Annotated in this window: 22 protein-coding genes; 9 read left to right on the forward strand and 13 right to left on the reverse strand. The window is 65.2% G+C overall.

Going from position 1 to position 19,911, the window contains the following annotated elements:
- Positions 1 to 110 precede the first annotated feature (110 nt).
- From leuC to ACQY80_RS04040, 5 genes are all read left to right on the forward strand, one after another.
- A complete protein-coding gene (leuC, locus tag ACQY80_RS04020) occupies positions 111 to 1,541 on the forward strand; it encodes a 3-isopropylmalate dehydratase large subunit (RefSeq protein WP_428683877.1) in 1,431 nt (476 codons plus the stop codon).
- A complete protein-coding gene (gene leuD, locus ACQY80_RS04025; RefSeq protein ID WP_428683879.1) occupies positions 1,538 to 2,131 on the forward strand; it encodes a 3-isopropylmalate dehydratase small subunit in 594 nt (197 codons plus the stop codon). Before leuC ends, leuD begins: the two co-directional genes overlap by 4 nt.
- Before the next feature lie 22 nt (positions 2,132 to 2,153).
- Positions 2,154 to 3,149 (forward strand): NADPH:quinone oxidoreductase family protein, encoded by a 996-nt coding sequence (locus ACQY80_RS04030; protein WP_428685738.1) that lies wholly within the window; start codon positions 2,154 to 2,156, stop codon positions 3,147 to 3,149.
- A 98-nt stretch (positions 3,150 to 3,247) separates the two neighbouring features.
- Positions 3,248 to 3,424 (forward strand): DUF167 domain-containing protein, encoded by a 177-nt coding sequence (locus tag ACQY80_RS04035; protein ID WP_428683881.1) that lies wholly within the window; start codon positions 3,248 to 3,250, stop codon positions 3,422 to 3,424.
- 86 nt (positions 3,425 to 3,510) lie between these two features.
- Positions 3,511 to 3,807, forward strand: coding sequence for a hypothetical protein (locus ACQY80_RS04040; RefSeq protein ID WP_428683883.1), 297 nt, complete (start codon positions 3,511 to 3,513; stop codon positions 3,805 to 3,807).
- Positions 3,808 to 3,813: 6 nt separating this feature from the next.
- Here ACQY80_RS04040 and ACQY80_RS04045 read toward each other — a convergent pair whose 3' ends face one another.
- From ACQY80_RS04045 to ald, 7 genes are all read right to left on the reverse strand, one after another.
- Positions 3,814 to 4,470, reverse strand: coding sequence for a hypothetical protein (locus ACQY80_RS04045; protein WP_428683885.1), 657 nt, complete (start codon positions 4,468 to 4,470; stop codon positions 3,814 to 3,816).
- Positions 4,467 to 6,269: a succinate dehydrogenase flavoprotein subunit gene (sdhA, locus tag ACQY80_RS04050; RefSeq protein ID WP_428683887.1), complete on the reverse strand. Its 1,803-nt coding sequence runs from the start codon at positions 6,267 to 6,269 to the stop codon at positions 4,467 to 4,469. Before sdhA ends, ACQY80_RS04045 begins: the two co-directional genes overlap by 4 nt.
- Position 6,270: 1 nt before the next feature.
- Positions 6,271 to 6,675 carry a succinate dehydrogenase, hydrophobic membrane anchor protein gene (gene sdhD, locus ACQY80_RS04055; RefSeq protein ID WP_428683889.1) on the reverse strand — a complete coding sequence of 135 codons (405 nt, stop codon included), beginning with the start codon at positions 6,673 to 6,675 and terminating at the stop codon, positions 6,271 to 6,273.
- A complete protein-coding gene (sdhC, locus tag ACQY80_RS04060) occupies positions 6,668 to 7,117 on the reverse strand; it encodes a succinate dehydrogenase, cytochrome b556 subunit (RefSeq protein WP_428683891.1) in 450 nt (149 codons plus the stop codon). The genes sdhD and sdhC overlap by 8 nt, the downstream gene beginning before the upstream one ends.
- 177 nt (positions 7,118 to 7,294) lie before the next feature.
- On the reverse strand, positions 7,295 to 7,825 hold the full coding sequence (locus tag ACQY80_RS04065) for a DUF3617 domain-containing protein (protein ID WP_428683893.1): 531 nt from the start codon (positions 7,823 to 7,825) through the stop codon (positions 7,295 to 7,297).
- Positions 7,826 to 8,073: 248 nt separating this feature from the next.
- A complete protein-coding gene (locus tag ACQY80_RS04070; protein WP_428683895.1) occupies positions 8,074 to 8,316 on the reverse strand; it encodes a hypothetical protein in 243 nt (80 codons plus the stop codon).
- 18 nt (positions 8,317 to 8,334) lie between these two features.
- A complete protein-coding gene (gene ald, locus ACQY80_RS04075; protein WP_428683897.1) occupies positions 8,335 to 9,453 on the reverse strand; it encodes an alanine dehydrogenase in 1,119 nt (372 codons plus the stop codon).
- 159 nt (positions 9,454 to 9,612) lie between these two features.
- Between ald and ACQY80_RS04080 the strand changes: the two genes are divergently transcribed.
- From ACQY80_RS04080 to ACQY80_RS04095, 4 genes are all read left to right on the forward strand, one after another.
- Complete coding sequence (locus ACQY80_RS04080; protein WP_428683899.1) at positions 9,613 to 10,086, forward strand: Lrp/AsnC family transcriptional regulator; 474 nt, start codon at positions 9,613 to 9,615, stop codon at positions 10,084 to 10,086.
- Positions 10,087 to 10,212: 126 nt separating this feature from the next.
- The gene (locus tag ACQY80_RS04085) at positions 10,213 to 11,565 is read left to right on the forward strand and encodes a methyl-accepting chemotaxis protein (protein ID WP_428683901.1); all 1,353 of its coding nucleotides are present in this window, start codon (positions 10,213 to 10,215) and stop codon (positions 11,563 to 11,565) included.
- Positions 11,566 to 11,615: 50 nt separating this feature from the next.
- Positions 11,616 to 12,308, forward strand: coding sequence for an SDR family NAD(P)-dependent oxidoreductase (locus tag ACQY80_RS04090; RefSeq protein ID WP_428683903.1), 693 nt, complete (start codon positions 11,616 to 11,618; stop codon positions 12,306 to 12,308).
- The gene (locus ACQY80_RS04095; protein ID WP_428683905.1) at positions 12,308 to 13,279 is read left to right on the forward strand and encodes a 50S ribosomal protein L11 methyltransferase; all 972 of its coding nucleotides are present in this window, start codon (positions 12,308 to 12,310) and stop codon (positions 13,277 to 13,279) included. Before ACQY80_RS04090 ends, ACQY80_RS04095 begins: the two co-directional genes overlap by 1 nt.
- Before the next feature lie 3 nt (positions 13,280 to 13,282).
- Here ACQY80_RS04095 and ACQY80_RS04100 read toward each other — a convergent pair whose 3' ends face one another.
- The 6 genes from ACQY80_RS04100 to ACQY80_RS04125 form a co-directional block, all read right to left on the reverse strand.
- The gene (locus tag ACQY80_RS04100; protein WP_428683907.1) at positions 13,283 to 13,861 is read right to left on the reverse strand and encodes a DUF6882 domain-containing protein; all 579 of its coding nucleotides are present in this window, start codon (positions 13,859 to 13,861) and stop codon (positions 13,283 to 13,285) included.
- A 54-nt stretch (positions 13,862 to 13,915) separates the two neighbouring features.
- A complete protein-coding gene (gene phhA, locus ACQY80_RS04105) occupies positions 13,916 to 14,788 on the reverse strand; it encodes a phenylalanine 4-monooxygenase (protein ID WP_428683909.1) in 873 nt (290 codons plus the stop codon).
- Positions 14,789 to 14,828: 40 nt separating this feature from the next.
- The gene (locus ACQY80_RS04110; protein WP_428683911.1) at positions 14,829 to 16,163 is read right to left on the reverse strand and encodes a PepSY-associated TM helix domain-containing protein; all 1,335 of its coding nucleotides are present in this window, start codon (positions 16,161 to 16,163) and stop codon (positions 14,829 to 14,831) included.
- A 12-nt stretch (positions 16,164 to 16,175) separates the two neighbouring features.
- Entirely contained in the window at positions 16,176 to 18,191 is a 2,016-nt protein-coding gene (locus ACQY80_RS04115) for a TonB-dependent receptor family protein (RefSeq protein WP_428683913.1), read from the reverse strand.
- A gap of 71 nt (positions 18,192 to 18,262) precedes the next feature.
- Positions 18,263 to 18,652, reverse strand: a complete 390-nt coding sequence (locus tag ACQY80_RS04120) for a hypothetical protein (RefSeq protein ID WP_428683915.1) — start codon at positions 18,650 to 18,652, stop codon at positions 18,263 to 18,265.
- Between the two features lie 50 nt (positions 18,653 to 18,702).
- The gene (locus ACQY80_RS04125) at positions 18,703 to 19,872 is read right to left on the reverse strand and encodes a sterol desaturase family protein (protein WP_428683917.1); all 1,170 of its coding nucleotides are present in this window, start codon (positions 19,870 to 19,872) and stop codon (positions 18,703 to 18,705) included.
- Positions 19,873 to 19,911: the final 39 nt, after the last annotated feature.

The following is a 19,911-nucleotide window of genomic DNA, read 5'->3' on the forward strand; positions in this document are numbered from 1 at the left end:
TCGCCGGGACGACGACACAAAAAGGCGAGAGCGCCAGAGCGGCGACCGAAAATTGCGTTTTTGATCGCCACTGGCTTGCAAAGTTATCCGGCAGGCGTAAGTGAACCGGCATGACTCGGCCCCGCACCCTTTACGAGAAAATCTGGGACGCGCATGTCGTCGAACAGCGCCCCGACGGTACCTGCCTGATCTTCATCGACCGCCACCTCGTTCATGAAGTCACCAGCCCGCAGGCGTTTGCAGGGCTACGCGCGAGCGGTCGCACGGTGCGCCGCCCCGACCTGACGCTCGCGGTGCCCGACCACAATTTGCCGACGACCGCGCGCAAGGATGCAGCCGGAAACAAGCTGCCGATCGCCGACGCCGAGAGCGCAGCGCAGCTCGCAGCGCTCGAGAAGAACGCGCCCGAATTCGGCATCCGCTACATCGACGCGGTCGCGCCCGAGCAGGGCATCGTCCATGTCGTCGGCCCCGAGCAGGGCTTTTCGTTGCCCGGCACGACCATCGTTTGCGGCGACAGCCATACGGCGTGCCACGGCGGCATCGGCGCGCTCGCCTTCGGTATCGGGACGAGCGAGGTCGAGCATGTCCTCGCAACGCAGACGCTGCTGCTCCAGCCGTCGAAGACGATGGAAGTGCGCGTCGAGGGCGAAGTCGGCCCCGGCGTCACGGCAAAGGACATCATCCTCCACATCACCGGCACGATCGGCGCTGCGGGCGGAACCGGCCATGTTATCGAATATACCGGCAGCGCAATCCGCGCGCTGTCGGTCGAGGGCCGTCTGACCGTCAGCAACATGGCGATCGAGGGTGGCGCGCGCGCCGGTCTGATCGCGCCCGACGAGACGACCTTTGCATACCTCAAGGGCCGACCCTATGCACCGAAGGGTGCCGACTGGGATGCCGCGGTCGCCTGGTGGAAGAGCCTCGCGACCGATCCCGGCGCGACCTATGACAAGACCGTCGTCATCGACGCCGCCAACATCGCGCCGAGCGTGACCTGGGGCACCAGCCCGGAGGACGTCGTGCCGATCACCGGAACCGTCCCCGATCCCGCGAGCTTCGCCGATCCGTCGAAGCAGGTCGCGGCCGCCAAGTCGCTCGCCTATATGGGCCTCGAGCCCGGCACGCGGATGCAGGACGTCCCGATCGAGAATATCTTCATCGGCAGCTGCACCAACAGCCGGATCGAGGACATGCGCGCGGCCGCCGCGATCGTCAAAGGCCGTCACAAGGCCGACAACGTCAAATGGGCGATCGTCGTCCCGGGTTCGGGCCTCGTGAAAGCGCAGGCCGAGGCCGAGGGGCTCGACCGCATCTTCACCGACGCCGGCCTCGAATGGCGCGAGCCGGGCTGTTCGGCGTGCCTTGCGATGAACCCCGACAAGGTCCCCGCGGGCGAACGCTGTGCCAGCACCAGCAACCGCAATTTCGTCGGCCGTCAGGGACCGGGCAGCCGCACGCATCTGGTCAGCCCCGCGATGGCGGCGGCGGCGGCGGTGACGGGCAAGCTCACCGATGTGCGGGAGCTGATGGCATGACGCCGCTGGAAAAGGTCGAAGGCCGCGCGATTCCGTTCGGGCTGAAGAATATCGACACCGACGTCATCATTCCGGCGCACTGGCTGAAGACCACGACGCGCGAGGGCATGGGCCGCGGCGCATTCGAGGCGATCCGCAAGGATCCCGACAATCTGTTCGACAGCGCCGAATATAAGGGCGCGCCGATCCTGATCGCGGGCGACAATTTCGGCTGCGGGTCGAGCCGCGAGCATGCCGCATGGGCGCTCGGCGACCTTGGCATTCGCGTCGTGATCGCGCCTTCTTACTCCGACATTTTCTCGGGCAATGCGGTCAAGAACGGCATCCTTCCTGTCGTGCTGCCGCAGGCGGCGATCGACCGGCTGATGGAGGTCGCAACGACCGACCCGGTGCATGTCGACCTCGACACGCAAACGGTGACGACGCCCTTTCAGGACCGCTTCACCTTCGAGATCGACCCGTTCCGCAAAATGTGCCTGCTCGAGGGACTCGACGAGATTTCGCTGACTGAAAAAAGCGACGCCGCGATCGGCGCCTATGAAAAGCAGCTCGACGCCGACCGTCCTTGGATGCGGCCGCAAGCAGCATAAGATTTCAAAAGAGGAGAAGATGATGAAGGCTCTCTTGTCGACCGCAACCGGCGGCCCCGAAACGCTGACGCTCGGCGAACTTCCGCGTCCGACCGCAGGCAAGGGCCAGATCGTGATCGATGTGAAGGCCTGCGCGGTCAACTTCCCCGACGTGTTGATCATCGAGGATAAATATCAGTTCCGCCCCGAACGCCCCTTCGCCCCCGGCGGCGAAGTCGCGGGGCTGGTCGCCGAAGTCGGCGAAGGCGTGACCGACTTCAAGGTCGGCGACCGCGTGATCGCAGGCTGCGGCAATGGCGGGATGACCGAAGCCGTCGCGGTTTCGGTGCACAATGTCTATCACCTGCCCGAAGCGCATGATTTCGCCGAGGGCGCCTCGCTGCTGATGACCTATGGCACCAGCATCCACGCGCTCGTTGATCGCGGCCACATCAAGGAAGGCGACACGCTGCTCGTGCTCGGCGCCTCGGGCGGCGTCGGCATCGCGGCGGTCGAGCTGGGCAAGGCCTTTGGCGCGCGCGTCGTCGCGGGCGTATCGAGCGAGGAGAAGGGCGAGATCGCCCGCCAGGCCGGCGCCGACGAGGTCGTCGTCTATGGCCGCCAGCCGTTCGACAAGGACCAGTCGAAAGAACTCGCGAACAAGTTCAAGGAAGCCGTCGGCCCGAATGGTGCCAACGTCATTTATGATGCGGTCGGCGGCGATTATGCCGAACCCGCGCTGCGCTCGATCGCGTGGGAAGGCCGCTACCTCGTCGTCGGCTTCCCCGCCGGCATCCCGCGCCTGCCGCTCAACCTGACCTTGCTCAAGAGCTGCGACGTCGCCGGCGTCTTCTGGGGCGCGTTCGTGGTGCGCGAGCCTCAGCGCAACCGGGCGAACATCGCTCGCCTGTTCCAGCTTTGGGAACAGGGCAAGATTCAGCCGCGTGTGACCGGCTCCTACAGCCTCGCCGACGGCGGCAAGGCGATCGCGAAGCTCGCCGATCGCAGCGCGGTCGGCAAGCTCGTCGTCACCATCTGAAATATCGCCCCGACCCTGCCTTGACCGAGGCGCTGCGAACCCTCGCGGCGTCCGGTCGGCTGGAGGTGCGTGTGACGCCCGGCGCAAGCCGGGACGAGGTGAGGATCGTCGACGGGGCGGTCCAGCTGCGCGTCACCGCTCCGCCCGCCGATGGCGCTGCAAACGACGCGGTGCTGGCGCTGTTCGCCGCCGCACTTGGCCGGCCTCGCCGCGACCTGACCCTGCTACGCGGCGCGACCGGGCGGATAAAATTGATCGGCATCGCGCTCGACTGACCGCATTCCGAGCGGCGGATTAACCCTTTATCAGGGGCTGCCCCCTATGGCCGGATGCAGGACTGTAGGGACCGCAGGTACAGACTATGGCGAATCGCCGTCCGATCAATGATACGCAAGCCGCGAGTCTCGCGAACATTTCGCGCACCCGCCGCGCGCAGCTCGTCGCCGAGTTCGAGGGCGAGCTGGGTATCGATCACAAGGCTCGTGCGGTTGCGGCCTATGAAGCGAAACGCTGGAAGACGATCAAGACGATCATCGTGTGGACGATCGCGATCATGTTCTTCACCATCGCCTGCCATAAGCTCTGGGTGATGGGGCAGGACGTCGACAAGCCCTTCTCCAACCTCGATCCGATGAAGAGCATTTTCGGCGGGGAATAGCCGCAGCTACGGTCTGTGCCCGAAGTCCGGGGGATATTCAGCGGAACGGCCAGCCTGGATATAGATTGGCACAAAACTGGCGCTCAGCGAGTCCGGACTGAACATTTTTTCGCTGGGAGACGTCATTTCCACGCGAATCGCCCAGTTTCTGAGAACCCAGTCATTCGCGCCCGAACCTTTCCGGAATTCGCTCTGGATAATCAGCCCGGCAGGGCTAATCCAATACACCCGATCGAGTTGATCCTTTCGCAGCTTGATGATGTCCAGCGCGCCATAGCCGCTATCCAGGCGACCGGCATAGCCCGGCGCGGCGGCATTCATCATATCGATGCCACACGCCGTTTCAGCCACGTCGCGGCCGGATTTTGTCTCGCCCGTGACAAGCGACAGATGCGTGCCAGTCATGGCGCTGCAGTCAGCGACCAGCCGATCCATCGGCGTCTCGACGCGGTGTAAAGAACCACGATGAAACTCGGCCGCCCAGAAGGAAAATCTGCTGGTGTCGTCCGGGCGAACCTCCGTCCATTGATAGAGCGAATAGTCGCTTAGTGGACTTTTGGTTCGCGCGACGACCGCTTCCGCCGTCGTCGTTTCAGCATCAACCGTCGGCACTGCCGCCGCTGCGGCGACACACAGCAGCGTCGCCGCAGTCGCGCGGATCAATAAACGCGCGCCTTCGGCTTGATATATTCGACGTCGTCCGACAGCGTATATTCGTGGACCGGGCGGTAATCGAGGCGGACGCCGCCGCCCTTGCCGCCCCAGCCGTCGAACCAGCTGATCGTGTGCTTCATCCACGTCTTGTCGTCACGGTTCGGGAAATCCTCGTGCGCGTGAGCGCCGCGGCTTTCCTTGCGATTGTACGCCGAATGCATCGTCACGGTCGCCTGCGCTATCAGATTGTCGAGCTCGAGCGTTTCGATAAGGTCGGTATTCCAGATCAGGCTGCGGTCTGTAACGTGGACGTCGTTCATCCGCTGATAGGTCTTGGCGAGCTTGTCGCGGCCCTCGGCCATCAGCTCGTCGGTGCGGAACACCGCCGCATGCTGCGACATTGCGCGCTGCATCTCGGTGCGGATTTCGGCGGTCGGCGAGCTGCCATTCGCATTGCGGAAATGGTCGAGGCGCGACAACGCGAGGTCGGCGCTGTCCTTCGGCAGCGCAGGCTGCGCGGCGCCCGGAGTGACGATTTCCTTCAGGCGATGCCCGGTCGCACGGCCGAAGACGACAAGATCGATCAGGCTGTTCGAGCCGAGGCGGTTCGCACCATGGACCGACACGCACGCCGCTTCGCCGACCGCGAACAGGCCGGGGACGACAGCGTCGGGATTGCCGTCGCGAAGCGTGACGACTTCACCGTGATAGTTACAGGGAATGCCGCCCATATTGTAATGGACCGTCGGCACGACCGGCAACGGCTGGCGCGTCAGGTCGACGCCCGCGAAAATCTTGCCGCTCTCGGTAATCCCGGGCAGGCGCTCGGCGAGCACCGCGGGATCGATATGGTCGAGGTGCAAATAGATGTGATCCTTGTGCGGACCGACGCCGCGGCCTTCACGGATTTCGAGCGCCATCGAACGCGACACGACGTCGCGCGATGCCAGATCCTTTGCCGAGGGGGCATAGCGTTCCATGAACCGCTCGCCCTCGGAGTTGGTCAGATAGCCGCCCTCGCCGCGCGCACCTTCGGTGATGAGCACACCGGCGCCGTAAATGCCGGTCGGGTGGAACTGGACGAATTCCATGTCCTGCAACGGCAGGCCGGCGCGCAACACCATGCCGCCGCCGTCGCCAGTGCAGGTATGCGCCGACGTGGCGGTGAAATAGCAGCGGCCATAGCCGCCCGTCGCGAGCACGACGGCCTGGCTGCGGAAGCGGTGGATGCTGCCATCCTCCATGCACAGCGCGATCACGCCGCGGCACTCGCCATTTTCCATGATCAGGTCGAGCGCGAAATATTCGATGAAGAAGTCCGCGTCATACTTCAGGCTCTGCTGATAGAGCGCGTGAAGCATCGCGTGACCGGTCCGGTCGGCTGCGGCGCAAGTGCGCTGCACCGGCGGGCCTTCGCCCATATTCTGCATATGGCCGCCGAACGGGCGCTGATAGATGGTGCCGTCCTGGTTGCGCGAGAACGGCACACCGGCATGTTCGAGCTCGTAGACCGCGGCGGGGGCCTCGCGCACCATATATTCGATCGCGTCCTGGTCGCCGAGCCAGTCGGAGCCCTTGACGGTGTCGTACATGTGCCACTGCCAATGGTCGGGGCTGTTGTTGCCGAGCGAGGCGGCGATGCCGCCCTGCGCCGCAACGGTGTGGCTGCGCGTCGGGAACACCTTGGTGATGCAGGCGGTCTTGAGCCCGGCCTCGGCGCTGCCCATGGTGGCGCGCAGGCCCGAGCCACCGGCGCCGACGACGACGGTGTCGTAAACGTGATCGATGATCTTGTAGGCTTCGGTCATCTTACATGCCCCCCGGGCCGATTGCGGCGGGCGCCAGCGCGATGCGGACGATCGCGAAGATGCCATAGGCGGCGCCGCCGATCGCGTAGAAATTCAGAACGACGATCGCGAGCAGTCGCGTCGCTTCGCCATGGACATAGTCCTCGATCATCACCTGAAGGCCGAGGCGGAAGTGCCAGAAGACGCTGACGACGAGCAGGATCAGCGCGAGCGCGACCGTCGGATTCGACGCCCAGCGATGCACCGCGGCATGATCACCGAGCGGCAGGCGCACCATCGAGACGAAGAACCAGGTGACGAGAAAGATGTTGGCGAGCGCGGTCAGGCGCTGCTGCAGCCAGTGACCGCTGCCGTGATGCGACGAGCCGAGCCCGCGCACACGGCCGAGACGCGTTCCGTTACCCATTGAGCGCCTCCTTCATGATGTAGAGCCAGGTCGCGGCGGTCGCGAGGATCGCGCCAACAAAGACCAAGGTCGACCAGAGCCGGTTGGTCTTGAGTTCATAGCCCGCGCCCGCGTCGAGCACGAAGTGGCGAAGGCCCGAGAAAAGATGCTGAAAAAAGGCCCAGGTCAGCCCGATGAGCACGACCTTGCCGAGGATGTTCGTGATCTGATGGAACAGACCGATCTCGGGGCTCGGATCCTTCCACACCACGGCGACGAACGCCGCATAGGCCTCGGGTCCGGCCGCGATGGCGCCGAGCCACCACAGGAACATCAGCGCGCCGACGATCGCAAGACCGTCGCCGGTGACCCGATGAAAGATCGAGACCGCCATCGAAGGCGACCATTTATACACCTGAAGGTGCGGCGAGAGCGGCCGCGCGCTCGGTTCCTTGCCAGCCATATCAGCCCCGTTTCATGACTCTGTCGGTCGATGGGCGCGGGTTAAGCCTTCCCGTCGCGATATGCAATTGCTTAGGGGCTGAGGGATGCAGATTATTGGAGTTGCCGGCCGCCGGACGAAAAAGGGCGCGCGGCCTATCGGCAGCGCGCCCTTCCGGTTTCCAATGAGCCGTTACAGTCAGCTCTTGCAGGGGCCGGTGTTGGTGCTGACGACCTGCAGCTGCATTTCCATGTCGCCGCCGGTCGGCGCCTTGCCCTTGGTCGTGACGAGAATGTCGGTCTTTTTCGCAGCGAGCGTGCCCGCCATGGCGAGTTCGACCTTCTGACCGGCCTGATTGCACGAACCGGCAACGTCGAGCTTGCCGCCGCCGATCTGGTTCTTGGTCCAGGTGCAGGCGTCGCCATAACCCTTCGACAGCGCACCGGCGAGGTCTTCCTTGTCGACCTGTTCCTGCGTGACGCACTGATCGGTCGCGCCTGCGGCGGCGAATTGCTTCGACATCTGGTCCTTCACATTGTCGGGAACGCCCGGCATGTCGAACTTGACCAGCTTGACCTCGGTCTTCCAGTTGCCGGCTTCGCGCTTCACCGGCGCCGACGAGGCGGCGGCGGTGTCGCCGTCCTTGGCGCCCGCGGCGTCATCCGACTTGCCGCAGCCGGCAAGCGCCAGCGCTGCGCCCACAACGGCAACCGTCACGAATTTCTTCATCGCATTCTTCTCCAAATGATATTTTGGGTCCCTGAGAATAGCCCATCCGCCCATATCCACAGCGGGTGCGCGAGGAAGTTTATAGAGACATTTTAACGGGATGCACCCCTTTATCGGCCGGAACAATGCCGATCCGCCAACCATGCGCGTCGCAACAAGCAAAAGGGCGGCACGCGGCCGCCCTTCCCTGGCTTTCGGATCTATCGAAAACGCCGCGCGCCCGCCTGCAGGAAGGACGCGGCTTCCTTCTATTTCAGCTTGTCGCGGTTCGCGTAGAGCAAAGCCGCGAGCACCGCCGCCGACCCGATGCCGATCCCGGCCGCCGCCGCGGTTTTCCAGCCGCGCTTCTTTCCGTCGCTAGCCGCCGCATTCTTGTCAGCCGCCTCGGTCGCCTCGGCGGCTTCCTTTTGCGCCTGCAATTCGCGCGCGGCGCGGATCACTTCATTCTCTTCTTCCTCGTCCTGCGGGGGAGGCGGCACTTGGTCGGTCATCGTCTCTCTGCGTCCTTTTTATAAGGCAAGTGCCTGCTCGACAGGCACATAGTCCGTTCCGACCGCTTCGGCGACGGCTTCGAACGTTACCTTACCATTCCAGACGTTGAGTCCCTGCGCAAGATGCTCGTCGCGCTTCAGGGCGTCTTTCCAGCCCAGATCGGCGATACGCAGCGCGTGCGGCAGCGTGACATTGTTGAGCGCATAGGTGCTGGTGCGCGCGACCGCGCCCGGCATGTTCGCGACCGCATAATGGACGATGCCGTCGACGATGTAGGTCGGGTCGGCGTGAGTCGTCGCATGGCTTGTCTCAAAACAGCCGCCCTGATCGATCGCGACGTCGACCAGCACCGAGCCCGGCCGCATCGTCTTCAGCATGTCGCGGCTGACAAGCTTCGGCGCTTCCGCGCCGGGGATCAGCACCGCGCCGATGACCAGATCGGCCTCGGCAACGCATTCGGCGAGGTTCGCGCGGTTCGAGAACCGCGTCTTGGCGCGCGCCTCGAAGAAAGTGCCGACGCGTTCGAGTACTTCGGGGTCGCGGTCGAGGATCGTGACGTCGGCGCCAAGGCCCGCCGCCATCTGCGCCGCATTGAAGCCGACGACGCCGCCGCCGATCACGCACACCTTGCCGGGCGCGACACCCGGAACGCCGCCGAGCAGCACGCCGCGGCCGCCATGCGCCTTTTCGAGCGCGGTCGCGCCGGCCTGGATCGACATGCGGCCCGCGACCTGGCTCATCGGTTTCAGGAGCGGCAGGCCGCCATGCGGGGAGGTCACGGTTTCATAGGCAATGCACACCGCGCCCGACTTCATCAGGTCGAGCGTCTGTTCGGGATCGGGCGCGAGGTGAAGGTAGGTATAGAGGATCTGGCCGGGGCGCAGCATCGCGCGCTCGACGGCCTGCGGTTCCTTGACCTTCACGACCATCTCGCAGGTCGCGAAAATCTCTTCCGCCGTCTGGACGATCTCCGCGCCCGCCTCGACATAATAACGGTCGTGCGCGCCGATGCCTTCGCCAGCACCGGTCTGCACCAGCACACGGTGACCGTGGACGACGAGTTCGCGAGCGCTTTCGGGGGTCAGGCCGACGCGATATTCGTGATTCTTGATTTCCTTGGGGGTGCCGATGATCATGACGCGCTCTCCGTAAAATGGCGGCCGCAGCGCCCCATTTTCGGGCATCCTTAGCCTTCGGACAAACATAACAGCGAATGGCCGGGATTTGCTTGCATATATCTTTCCTTATCGCTTAATCGCGCAATAATATCGCGCCATTCTGTCAGGACACGCGACATGATTGATCGAATCGACGCGAAGCTGCTCGACCTGCTGCAACGCGATGGCCCCAAGCCCGTCGCCGAACTCGGTGACCGCGTCGGTCTTTCGGCGTCGGCGTGCCATCGCCGTATCCGCGCGCTCGAGGCGGCGGGGATCATCACGGGCTATGCCGCACGCCTGGATCCAGAGGCGATCGGGTTGGGGCTCGACGTCTTCGTCGACATCACCCTCACCTCGCAGAGCGAGGAGGCACTCACCGCCTTTGAAAGCGCAGTCAAAAGCTTCGACGAAATCCTCGAGTGCCAGCTCTTGTCGGGCGCTTCGGACTATCGCCTGCGCGTCGCGGCGCGCAATGTCGCCGACTTCGACCGGCTTCACCGCCATTGCCTGTCACGCCTGCCCGGCGTCGCGGCGATGCACAGCGCCTTCGCGCTCCGGACGATCAAGGCATTCGAGGGTTATCCGGTGCGCAGCGAAGCCAGCCGCTGAGCCTAAAATTCCTCCTGCTGGTTAACACCGCTTTTACCATCATCCCCGCATATCCGGTGACACATATCCCGGATGATCGCGAGCATCAGACTCGCACACCCATCGGTTGGTCAGGGAAGCAGGATCATGGTGAAGGAAAATCCGATTCATAAGCAGCAGATAGATCCGGTGCTGATGGCGGATCGCTTCCCCTTCTATGACCTCGACGGCCACCTCGCCGCCGACGCCGCCGAAATTTACGGCATCGTCGCCGGCCGCGAAGAGCATATCGCGCGCGCCTATTGGGATGCCTTCAATGCGCTGCCCGGTATCGAACGCAAGGTCGAGGGCGAACTGCTCGAATCCTATGTGAAGGGCAGCGCGCGTCACACCGAGACCAAATATCGCGATGCCGCAGGTCAGGACGTCGCCACGATCGCCTGCCAGAACACCCATATGGCGCGCCGCGTGAAACTGCCGCTCGCGTCGGTGATGTCGTGCATCGCCGAAAGCCTGCGCCTGACCATCGAATTCGTCATCGACGCCACGGCGGGCGATACGCAGCGCCAGGCGCGACTGACGAGTGCGATCAACCGGCTCGCCCTGCTCGAGTTCGACATCATGCAGCGCTATGCGACCAAGCTCGACCGCGCGATCATTTCGACCGAGCGCCAGTCGCTCGCAGGCGATTTCGACCGCTCGATCGCCTCGCTGGTGCAGGACACCGACGCAGCACGCCAGCAGCTTTCCAAGCAGGCCGCTTCGGCCGATCAGGCAGCGAAGGGCATGATCGCCAAGACGAGCGAAGTCGCCGCCGCCTCCGAACAGTCCGCGATGGCGATGCGCGAAGCCGCCTCGACCGCCGCCGGCCTGATCCGCGCGATCGAGGATGCGCGCACCGAGGTGGAAGCTTCGGCGAGCATCGCGACCCGCGCTTCCGAACAGGCAGGCGAAGCCGTCGCGATGTCCGAAGCGCTGTCGCGTCATGCCGAATCGATCGAGTCAATTCTGGGCTTGATCCGCGAGATCGCGGGCCAGACCAACCTGCTCGCGCTCAACGCCACGATCGAGGCCGCCCGCGCCGGCGAATCGGGCCGCGGCTTCGCGGTCGTCGCGCAGGAAGTTAAGAGCCTCGCCAACGAAACCGCCCGCGCGACCGACGATATCGCGGGCAAGATCACCGCGATCCAGCAGGCGACGCGCGGATCGGTCAACGCCAACCAGTCGATCCAGCAGACGATCGTCGAGGTGCAGACATCGGCGCAGCGCATCCGCGACGCGATGGACGCGCAGGCGCAGACGGTCACCTCGATTACTGCCGCGGTCGACGAAACCGCGCTGGCCGCCGACTCGATGTCGTCGACGATCGCGAGCATCCGCAACGATTCGGGCATGGTCGCGGGCGAGATCAGCACGCTCAGCCAGGAGTTTGCCAGGATGGGCGACCGACTCCAGTCGCTGGAAAAGGCCGCGAGCGAGTTCAGCCGCCGCGTCGCCTGATATCGGGCGCAAGCTTGGCAAGCGCGGTGCCCCTGCCCTAAGGCGGGAGCATGACAACCCATATCCTGATTACCGGCGCCAGCCGCGGCATCGGCGCCGCGATTGCCGAAGCGCTGACTAGCGACGCGACCAAGGTCGTGGCGCTGTCGAGCGCCGACGGCGATTTGTCGGACCCGGCAGTGCCCGAGGCGCTCTGGCAATCTAGCCTTGCAACGCTGGGCGGCCGCATCGACGTGCTGATCAACAACGCCGGCATCTTCGAGGCGAACTCGCTCGATAGCGACGACGCCGACTGGCTCGCAAGCTGGGACCGCACGATGCAGGTCAATCTGACCGCCAGCGCCCTGCTCTGCCGCCGCGCGGTCCGGCATTGGCAAGCGCGCGGTTCGGCCGGCCGCATCGTCAATGTCGCGAGCCGCGCCGCCTATCGCGGCGACAGCCCGGCGCACTGGCATTATGCGGCGTCGAAGGCCGGGATGGTCGCGATGACCAAGACGATCGCGCGCGGCTATGCGAAGGAGAACATCCTGGCCTTCGCGATCTGCCCCGGCTTCACGATGACCGGCATGGCCGAGGAGTATCTGGAGAGCCGTGGGGGCGACAAATTGCTTGCCGACATTCCGCTCGGCCGCGTCGCCATGCCCGGCGAAGTTGGCGAAATGGCGCGCTGGTGCGCCCTCGACGCGCCCGCGTCGATGACCGGCGCGGTGCTCGACGTCAACGGCGCGAGCTACGTCCGCTGATGAGCTGGATCGTATCGCTCCCCTGCACCCGCGATGAGGCCGAAGCGCTGTCGGGCGAAATCCCCGAACTCGACGCGCTGCCCGAGGCACCCGTCGTCGTGACGCGCGAGATCGACGAGGATGCCGGGCTGTGGCAGCTCGACGCCTATATGGATGAGAAGCCCGGCGCGGCGCTGCTCAAGCTGCTGCCGGCGCTGATCCCGAGCGCGAAGGGCAAGACGCCCATCGTCGAAGAACTGCCCGAAGAGGACTGGGTGACGCTGTCGCAGCAGGGGCTGGAACCCGTGCGGGCAGGCCGCTTTTTCGTCCACACGAGCAGCTATGCCGATCGGGTGCCCGTCGGCACCGTCCCCTTTCTGATCGACGCGAGCCAGGCCTTCGGCACCGGCGGGCACGACACGACCGCGGGCTGCCTCGCGATGCTCGACCGGCTGGCGCGGCAGGGTGCCGCTCCGCGCAATATTGCCGACATCGGAACCGGGACCGGCCTGCTTGCCTTTGCCGCGATGCACCTGTGGCCGGCGGCAAAGATGATCGCGTCGGACATCGACCCCGCGAGCATTTTCGTCACGCGCGACAATGCCGCGATCAATGGCGTGCCGCTGGGCCGTGGCGGCGGCGGCCTTGCGCTTGCCGTTGCGCCGGGGACCGATCACCCCGCGATCCGCCACCGCGCGCCCTATGATCTGGTCATTGCGAATATCCTCGCCGGCCCGCTGATCACCCTTGCCCCCGATATCGGCGCGGCGACCGCACCCGGCGGACATGCCATCCTCGCTGGCCTGATCGCGCGGCAGATGGAGCCGGTGCTCGCGGCCTATCGCGCGCAGGGCTTTCGCCTTGCCGCACGCGGCGGCAGCGCCGAGTGGCCGTGCCTGCTGCTCGTCAAGCGCCGCCGCTATGGCTGGCGTCGCAAGGAACGCGCCTTCCACCGCGCAAGCCCGTCGGACGCCAGTTTTGGAAGCTGGTGAGCCTCAGCCTGCAGAGATCGTCAACGTGCCAAAGGTCATGAAGATCATCGTCGAACCCGACGGTCCACGATAGGCGCCCTGCGACTTGGCCAGATAGGCGGCGAGCGCGGCAAATTGCCAGGCGTCCTCTTCGTTCGCCTCGATATGCCGCGTCACGAATGCCTCCAGCCCGTGCTTTGCGCCAAAATCGCGAACCAGCGCCGCGTCGGCACGCAGCGGCTCGGGCACAGAGGGATGATCCCATCCCCACAGCCACGTCCCGTCAATTGTGTTCAGCGTCCCGATGACCTGTACAGGCGCAACAATCTTCCAGCCGCGATCATTGGTGAAGGTGATCGTGCCGGCGGCGAGATCAGCATCCCAGCTCGCCGTGCCAAGGCGCCACGTCGCGTCATGTGCGTTGGTGAGCGCGCTCAGGTAGTGGAAGGCAGCATCGAGCGATCTGTCGGGCTCATCAGGCGGCAGGTCGCCATCGTCGAGATCGCTTTCGTCGAGCTGAATCGGCTCGATGCGATCAGGCGGGCCGGATTCGCCGCCGCCATCCTTCGCACCGCCCAGCATATCGCGCAACTTCCGGAACATAGGTCCTCCTGCCCCGATCCTAAGCTGGCTCGGCGCGCGCGGACAACCGGAAAGTCAGCCGCTCTTGGCGAGCGCATAATCCTGCGTGCCGCGGGTAATCACCTCATCCTGCGGCAGAAAGTCGGCGATCGGGATCGGCGACAACGCGGCATTGGCGGCATAGAGCGGTGCGAAATCGGTGTTGACCGTCGTATCGAGAAGCTGGTCGAGGCTGTCGATGACGAAATAATTCTGCTGGAAATCGTCGATCCGGTAATCGGTCCGCATCACGCGCGCGAGGTCGAAGCCGATGCGGTTCGGGCTGTCACTGTCGAGCGCGAAGACGCTCTCGGCATAGGAGGACACGATCCCCGCGCCGTATATCCGCAGGCCGCCCGCTTCGCGGATCAGCCCGAACTCGACGGTGTACCAGTAAAGCCGCGCGAGCTGTTTCAGCGCGTCGAACTTCAGGCTGCGCAGTCCGCCCTCGCCATAGGCGACCATATAGTCGGCGAAAACCGGATCGGCGAGCATCGGCACATGGCCGAACACGTCGTGAAAGACGTCGGGTTCCTGCAGATAATCGAGTTGTTCGGGCGTGCGAATGAAATTGCCGGCGGGAAAACGGCGGTTCGCGAGATGGTCGAAGAAGACCTCGTCGGGGACGAGCCCCGGAACCGCAACGACCTGCCACCCCGTCGCCGCCATCAGCCGCGCGTTGAGCTCGCGGTAATCGGGGATGCCGGGCTTTTCGAGCTTGAGCACGTCGATACCGCGCAGAAAGGCCTCCGACGCGCGGCCAGGCAGCATCTCCGACTGACGTGCGAACAGCCGGTCCCACATTGCATGCTCGTCGGGAGTGAAGGCGTCCCAGTTCTGCGAAATCGTCCAGTCGGCCGCAGCGCCGGGCGGCGGGGTTTCGTGGACGTGGGTAAAGCCGTCTTTCATGGGGCGAGGCCTAACATGAAATAGTTGCAGATGAAACCTTCTAAGCGCGTGCGACTCCCAGCCAGCGAGCCGCGCGCGGGAGCCTCGGCACGATGAACCGATCGATGGTCCACAGCAAGATCAGCGAGGCCGCGAGCAAGGGCAGGAAGGCGGCGAGCAGCAGGACGATCGCCGCCACGCCCTTCAGCCGTGCCGGATCACGCGGCAGCGGCGGCGCGCCCAGGGCGTCATCGGGCTTGCGGCGGCGCCACATCAGGAAGCCCGAGATCGCGAGCGTGAAGAGCGCGAGCGCGGTCGCCACGCCAACCAACTGGTTGGCGAGGCCGAACAGCTGGCCCTCGTGCCACGCGATGCCGACATTTACGACACGGTCGATGACATGCTTGTCGGCAAAGCCGCTGCGCGACACCTCGATGCTCGTTTCGGGATCGTAGCTGACCTTGCGGACGAGCGGGCGGTTCTGGGTTTGCGTCGTCAGCGTCCAGACATCGCCGTTCGGCGGCCCGAACATATTCGGCGCGCCGGGCGGCTGGATGATCGCGGGCGCGGGCATATGCTCGCTGCGCGCGCGCATGACGATATAGGCAAGCGACGCGCGCGGCGGCGCAGCGGCTGGCGCGGCCGCGGCCATCGCATGATGATCGTGCGCCGCGTGCGGATCGGCGCCGCCCTTCCAGTCGGGTGTCCCCGCGACCCACCCCATCTCGGCGCGCACGGCGCGAAAACCGCTGGCCCAGACGTCGGTCCACGGCAGCGCGGTGAACAGCAGGACGAGCGCGAGACCCGAGACCCAGAAGCCGGTGACCGCGTGCAGGTCGCGCAGTGCCGTCCGTCCGCCGAGCGAAAGCCGCGGCCACACTATCCCCGCCGCCCCGCGCCCGCGCGGCCACCAGAGATAAAGACCGGTCAGGATCATCACGATCGCCCAGCTCGCCGCCAGTTCGACGGCAAGCTTGCCCGCGCGTCCGACGAGCAGGCTGCCATGCAGGCGCGCAAGCCATGCCGACCAACGCGCATCGGGATCGGCCGACCCGATCACCCGCCCCTGCGGCGACACCGCGACGTCGCGCATCGCACCGCCGGGCAGACCGAGATGGACGAGTGCCGCGTCACCCGCAGCTTCGGGGATGCGATAATAGTGGAAACTGGCGCCGGGAAAGGCGGCCATTGCCGCGCGAACCTGCGCATCGGCGTCGACCGCGCCTTGTATCGGCAAATCGCGCCACGCGCGCTCTTCCCACCGGTCGAGCTGCGGCTTGAACAGATAGGCTGCGCCCGTCAGCGACAGCAAAAGCACGAAGGGAATGACGAACAGCCCGGCGTAGAAATGCCAGCGCCAGATCGTTCGATAGAGCGGGATGATACGGTCCGCCATTCCCCCTGCCCCCTAGAAGCGCGCGCGAACGCCGGCCGAGATGGCGCGGCGTTCGACCGGATAATAGATCGCCGAAGCGGCATTGGCGGCAAGGACCGCGCTGATGTCGCCGATCGCCTTCTTGCCCGTGATATTGCGGACATCGACGAAGGCGTCGAACCCATCGGCAACCGTCATGCCGCCGGTTACGCCGAGCAGCGCATAGCCGGGGGTGCGGACCCGATTGGCGTAATCGGCGAACGGTCCCTGCGGCACCCATTCGAGGCTGGGCGCGACATGCAGCGCGTCGGTGCCGACGCGCAGTTCGGCGCGGTACATATGCCGCGGCACCACCGGCAAGCGGTTGTCGCCGAACTGGGCATCGTTCCGGAACCGGAAGTCGCTATAGGCATAGGTCTGACGCAGGCGCAGCCACGGGGCGACGTCAAGATCGAGCCCGGCCTCGATTCCCTGATGCAGCGTGCGGTCGGCGTTGAAGGTCGCGGCGGGAATGCTGGCGTTGGTGGTGAACTGCAGCATCTCGCCCTTCAGCGTCGATCGATAGAAGGCGACATCCCAATGCGCGATACCGGCCGTCCCGCGCGTCCCGATTTCGGCCGTCCAGGCGCGCTGGGGACGAATGTCGGAAACGAGCGAACTCACCGGCAGTGTGCCGATCGTCTGGAACACCTCGCCGAACCCTGGAAATTCAGCCGAGCGGCTATAGTTCGCGAAAATCTGGACCCGGTCGGACGGCTCGAAGAGCAGCCCGAATTTGGGGGAGAAGGCATCAAAGCCGATCCGCCCGTCACCCGCCGGTGAGACGGAAAAATTGACGCGGCGCTCTCGCCAGCCATCGGCATAGACGCCGCCCGCGATCAGCGAAAGCCGCTCGACGGGCCGCACGCGCATCTCGCCATAGAGGCTCGCTGTCTGCGCCTTCTGGTCGGCGTCGAAGGTCAGCGCGCCGCGGCGTCCGGCGATATTGACGAACTGCTTCGCCTTCGTCTTGCCGTTGCGGACTTCCCCGCCGAGCGTCAGTTCGACCGGACCCGCCGCATAATCGAGCCGCGCAAAGCCGCCGACGTCGGTCGATTTCTGGTCGATCACTTGAAAGATCGGATGGAAAAGCGACTTGGCGTTGACGAAGCCGCCGACCTCGAGCGTGGCGGCGCCAAGGTCGATCCGCGTCCGGTTCTGAAGCCGCAGCGAATCGATGTCGCGCTGCTGGTCGCCCGCCGCGCTCGCCGCATTCGCCATCTTCGGCGTTGTCAGCGCTTGCGCACGGGTCAGCGCGCCCGGCAACTGCTGGTTGATATTGTTGAAGCTGGCATAGAAGCGCGTCGAAATATTATCGCTCAGATCCAGCCCCACATTACCCTGAAAGCGGAAGCTGCGGCGCTTGGCATGATCGCGGTCGCCGTCCGACGTATCTGCGCTGATGGCTCCCCATGCATCGACGCGGTCGCCTGCGACGCCTGCCGAGACAAGCGCGCGCAGCATGTCGAAGCTGCCCGCCTCGGCGCGGAGATATACGCCCTTGGCGCTGCGCCCGGTCGGGGTCACCCCGTTGATCGCACCGCCAAGCGTTCCTGACCCGAAACGGAGCGCGTTGGCGCCGCGATAGACCTCGAGATGATCGAAGAAGATCGGCTCCAGCTCCTGGAAATCGCCATTGTCGTCGGCAAGGTTGATCGGCACCCCGTCCTGCAGCAGCGTCAGCCCGCGCATATGGAAGCCGCGCGACAGCCCCGACCCGCGGATCGAGATACGCACCTCCTGCCCGTAACGCGGCTGGAGGTAGACGCCGGGCGAGAAAGCGAGCGTGTCGCGCAAGCTGACGACCGATTTGTCGGCATAGTCTTCGTAAGAGACAACATCGGTGCCGCCGGGAGTCTGCGCCGCGCGCGCTTCGGCGGCGTCGGTTTGCAGCGGCGCTGTGACGATGATCGTCGAATCGGCGTCTTCGGCGTGCGCGGACGCGGGCGCGGCGGCAAGACAGGCAGCGAGCGCCAGCAGGGGCGCCGCGCCATGGAGATGGCTTTTCATGAATAATCCTTCGCGTGAATGCAGGCATAGGCCGCGCCGCGTTGATCACGCGGGCGACCGGTCAGTCTGGATCAGGCGAAGGCAGGTGGTCCGGTACTCGGTGGCAGCGGCGAGGCGATGCCGGGCGCAAAACCGAGCGAGGGCACATCAACCGGCGCGGGTTCGACGAGGGCGAATGCTGCGGGCAGGACCGGTGTGTCGGGGGTAAGCGGGGCGACCGCGAGCGCGCCCCACGGGCAATGCTGCTGCGCACCGCCCTCATGGCTCCCCGCCTTTTCGAGCGGGATGGTCATCGTGCCGCCGGGGTTCGACGGATCCGAACAGACGCGCACGGTGATCGTGCCGCCCGCGCTGCTTTCGATCATCCAGCCCGGCGCGACGAGCATGCGCGCGGCGAGCGCGAGCAGCACCGGAAGCAGCAGCAGGATGCCGGGACGGCGAAAGGCGGCGAGCAGGCTCACGGACGCGGCCTTATGGTGCGACGGCGAAGCTTGCAAGCGGACAGATTGCCCTATTCGGCCGCCTGCTCGTCGATCTTCTTCCCCGTCCGCGTCCAGGGGTAGAGCATCTGGCGCCAATAGCTTTTCGGCACATCCTCGGGGATACCGTAATTTTCGGGCCAGCGCCCCTTCGGCAAATGGAAAGTCCCGAACACTTTGTCGAGGAAAGGAAAGTGGATCGCGAAATTGACGTCGAACGCCTCGCGTTCGAGCCCGTGGTGCCAATGGTGGAACCGCGGCGTCGCGACCCAGTGCCCCAACCGGTTGAAATCGCCGCCGACGTTGGAATGAAGCAACCCCGACCAGACATAGACGAAAGCGATATAGGCCTGCATCACCGAGGGCGCGAAACCGAGCGTGAAGAGCGGCAGCGAGGTTACCGAGCGGAGCAGGATGATTTCGACGAAATGCATCCGCGATCCTGCGAGCCAGTCCATCGATTTGGCGCTGTGGTGGACGGCATGGAACCCCCACAGGAACGGAATCTTGTGGAACAGCCGGTGAAACCAATATTGCGCGAGGTCCGACACGACGAGCACGATCAGGAACTGCGCGAGCCACGGCAGCGACGCCACCCCGGCGCGGAAGGCATCCCAGTTGCTCGTGTGCGCGTTAACGAACTCCTGCGGTGCCAGCGCAAGGAAGCTCAGTATCTGCACGAACATCGAGCTCACGAGATAATAGAAGAGATCTTCGCGCCACTCGGGCCGGAAGAGCCGCTGCGCGCGGCGGTGCGGGAAGGCACGCTCGAGTGGTGCATACATGAAGCCCGCAGCGAGCAGGTTCACGACGAAGAAGTCGAGCCCGAAGAACATGCCCCAGTCGCGCGTCTCCTGCGGCTGGACGTTCGCGCCGCCAAGCAGCGCGGCGCCGAGCCCGATCATCAGCGCGGTCGCCCCCAGCACCTTGCGCGGGCGCAGCAGCAGGCTGAGCAGCGCAAGCGCATAGCTGACCAGCAGCGTCAGATGCACCGCGCCGCGGAAGCCGGGCCAGTCCTTTACCGCGGTCAGCTGCGGCGTCGCGAACCAGTCGGGAAAGCGCAGCGCGACGACCATCAGCAAGCCCGCGATCGCGAACAGCAGCGCGAAGAAGCCCGAAAGCCAGCCACTCCCGAACCGCCGCACCTCGGTGTGCGATTCCAGATCGTGCATCAGCGTCTGAAGATAATCACCCTTTGCCATGCGGTCCCCTCACAGCATTTTGCCCCTGCGGTCTGTGAT

It is taken from the genome of Sphingopyxis sp. (genome assembly GCF_965279755.1).
In the GTDB taxonomy this organism is placed as follows: Bacteria; Pseudomonadota; Alphaproteobacteria; order Sphingomonadales; family Sphingomonadaceae; genus Sphingopyxis.